We start from the raw sequence: 3,140 nt of genomic DNA, 5'->3' as shown, positions 1-3,140 counted from the left end.
TGCTTAGTGGTCGGATCCGTAAATCCTTCGGGGGTTGACTTCGTTGGTGCCAGGTTCACCCCAGCCCCGGCAGGCTGCGCAGCTCCGCGATCCGCGAGATCCGTGCGAAGAGCAGGAACAGCAGGGCCATCGCGATGCCGCCCGCAGCCAGCGAAAGCGCGGGCGTCCAAGAGGCTGCTGCCAGGTTCTGGCTGCAGGAGCGGGCGATGAGCCACCCGGCACCCCCGGCTGCGGTGGCGGCTGCGGTCAGTTTTGCGTAGGTGCGGCAGATTCGCCGCCCGTCGAGTAGCCCTTCGGTGCGTCGCCGCAGGCGCACGGCGGTCAGCAGCAGGCCGATCGCGTAGGACAGAGCGTAGGCGGCGGCCATTCCCGTGACCGCCCAGCGCGGGGGCAACAACAGGTGGCAGGCAGCGGCGAGAGCGATGTTGACGGCACTGATCCACACCGCCATCCGGAACGGGGTTCGGGTGTCTTCGAAGGCGTAGAAGCCGCGCAGCAGGAGGTACTGGGCGGAGAACGGAATCAGTCCCAGGCCGAAGGCTTGCAGCATGTGGCCCAAGGGGACGGTGGAGCCGGCGTCGGCGGTGCCGTGGGCGAACAGCAGTTGTGCGATCTGCGGGCCGAAGGCGAGGAAGAAGAAGGCGGCCGGGACGATGATGACGCCGCTGACCCGCAGCGCGCGTGACAGGTCGGCGCGCAGGTCGTCGATGCGGTGCTCCGTCACCGCCCGGCTCATGCGTGGGAGCAGGGCTGTCACGAGGGAGACGGTGACGATCGACTGGGGCAGCATCCAGATCTGCTGAGCATAGCTATAAGCGGTATAGCCGACGCCGTCGCGAGGCAGGGCGGTATCGGCGGCGGAGGCCAGGCGGGTGACCACCGTGCTCGCCGCGAGGTTGGCCAGCACGAACAGCAGGGTCCAGCGGGCGGCGTTCACGCTCTTGCGCAGGCCGGTTCCTCGCCAGTCGAAGCGCAGCCGGAATCGGAAGCCGGCCGCGTGTGCGTAGGGGATCAAGGCGAGGGCTTGGAGGGCGAGTGCGAGGGTGGTCCCGATCCCGAGCAGCCGGACCTGGGTGTCGGTGATGTCCGAGACCTGTTCGGGGGCGGTCATCAGGCCGAGGTAGAGGCCGAACATGGCGATCAGCACGAGGTTATTGAGGACCGGTGTCCACATCATCGCGCCGAACCGGCTTCGAGCGTTGAGGACTTGGCCGAAGATGCTGAACACGCCGTAGAAGAAGATCTGCGGGAGCAGGAAGCGGGCGAAGACCACGGTCAGCTCGAACGCGTCGTGCGTGGCGGGTGTGTCGCGCTGGTAGACGCTGATGATCTCAGGGGCGGCCCACGTGGCTAGAGCGGTCCCCACACCGAGGACGCACAACACCAGGGTGACCAGGCGTTGCTCGAAAGCGGCGCCGCCGTCGGGGTCTTCGGCGCGGGCCCGGACCAGTTGGGGAACCAGGACAGAGTTCAGTGCGCCGCCGATCAGCAGGAAGTATAAACTGGTCGGCACCGTGTTGGCCTGGTTGTAGGTGGTGGCCAGCAGCCCGGTGCCCAGTGCGGCGGCCTGCAGCACCTGCCGTATCAGTCCGGTAGCACGCGAGACCACGGTGCCCGCCGCCATCAGCGCAGACGAACGCAGCAATCCCCCGCCTTTCGCCTGCTTCGGGGCGGCGTGCCTCCGTCTTGTGGACCGCTCTATTCGCTCGGGCGACGTCTCCTCGATCATGGGAACAATCTACGATCCAGAGCTCGCCGGTCTGGAGGGCCTCGGGTTCGAGGCCCAGGGCGCACCATCCGGGGCTCCTCGGCTCCAGCACGGCGCTGCTCTCCTGCCCGATCCGCCCTCGCCGCGACATGTGGGCCCCGCACCGGCGGTGGGGCGAGGCAGGCTGAGGTTTGCCAGTGATCCACTTCGGCCGATCGGTTCGCCTGCCATGCCCGTCCGCACTGCCTGTCCGATAGCCCTGAGTGCCGCTGAACGCGTGCGGTTGAAGAAGATGGCCTACGGCCACAAGACCGAGCACCGGCTGAGGGTGCGCTCGCAGGTGGTGCTGCACGCCGCGCGCGGGCGCTCCAACGCGCGCATCGCCCGGGAGACGGGGTTGCACCTGGACACCGTGCGCCGCTGGCGTGGCCGGTTCGCCCAGGCGGGCCTGCCCGGCCTCAACGACCGTCAACGCTGCGGCCGTCCCGCCTCGTTCACACCCCTGCAGGCAGCCGAGGTCAAGGCGCTGGCCTGCCGACTGCCCGCCGAGACCGGAGTGCCAGTCTCACGCTGGTCGTGCCCGGAACTGGCCCGCGAGGCCGTCCGGCGGGGCATCACCACGTTCATTTCGGCGTCCACCGTGCGCCGCTGGCTGGCCCAGGACGCGATCAAGCCCTGGCAGCACCGCTCCTGGATCTTCATCACCGACCCCGGCTTCCGTCTGAAGGCCGCCCGGGTGCTGGACCTGTACGCCCGCACCTGGCAGGGCGAACAGCTGAGGGAGGACGAGTACGTGATCAGCGCGGACGAGAAGACCTCCGTCCAGGCCCGTTGCCGCTGCCATCCCACCCTCGCCCCCGGCAAGGCCAGGGCGATGCGCGTCAACCACACCTACGGACGTGGCGGTGCCCTGGCCTACCTCGCCGCCTACGATGTCCACCACGCCCGCGTGTTCGGCCGTACCGAGCCCAGGACCGGCGTCGTCCCGTTCATGCACCTGGTTACCCAGGTCATGAGCCAGGAGCCCTATGCCAGTGCCAAGCGCGTGTTCTGGATCGTGGACAACGGCTCCTCCCATCGCGGGCAGAAGGCCGCCGACCGGCTGGCCGCGGTGTTCCCGAACGCCGTGATGGTCCATACTCCCGTGCACGCCTCCTGGTTGAACCAGGTGGAAATCTACTTCTCCGTCGTCCAGCGCAAGGTGGTCTCGCCCAACGACTTCACCGACCTCACCGAGGTCAGGCACCGGCTCCGAGCCTTCGAAGTCCGCTACAACGCCGCGGCACAGCCGTTCCAGTGGAAGTTCACCACCTCCGACCTGGACGCTCTGCTGGCCAGGCTCGACCAGCACACCGCCGATCACCACGAAGAATCCTCCGCTGTGGTGGCAGCGTGATCAACCCCCGAAGGATTTACGGATCCGACCACTTAG

Annotated in this window: 2 protein-coding genes; one reads left to right on the top strand and one right to left on the bottom strand. The window is 68.1% G+C overall.

The window, feature by feature from the left end; translation table 11 throughout:
• Positions 1-55: 55 nt before the first annotated feature.
• Entirely contained in the window at positions 56-1,624 is a 1,569-nt protein-coding gene (gene murJ / locus ACIQE0_RS38690) for a murein biosynthesis integral membrane protein MurJ (RefSeq protein ID WP_402341088.1), read from the bottom strand.
• A 361-nt stretch (positions 1,625-1,985) separates the two neighbouring features.
• On the opposite strand from murJ, the gene ACIQE0_RS38685 reads away from it, so the two are divergent.
• The gene (locus ACIQE0_RS38685) at positions 1,986-3,104 is read left to right on the top strand and encodes an IS630 family transposase (protein WP_402341085.1); all 1,119 of its coding nucleotides are present in this window, start codon (positions 1,986-1,988) and stop codon (positions 3,102-3,104) included.
• Positions 3,105-3,140 lie beyond the last annotated feature (36 nt).

It is taken from the genome of Streptomyces sp. NPDC093097 (genome assembly GCF_044754325.1).
In the GTDB taxonomy this organism is placed as follows: domain Bacteria; phylum Actinomycetota; class Actinomycetes; order Streptomycetales; family Streptomycetaceae; genus Streptomyces.
Note: the sequence above shows the minus strand (reverse complement) of the source record. Positions and strands in the feature narration are given on the sequence as shown.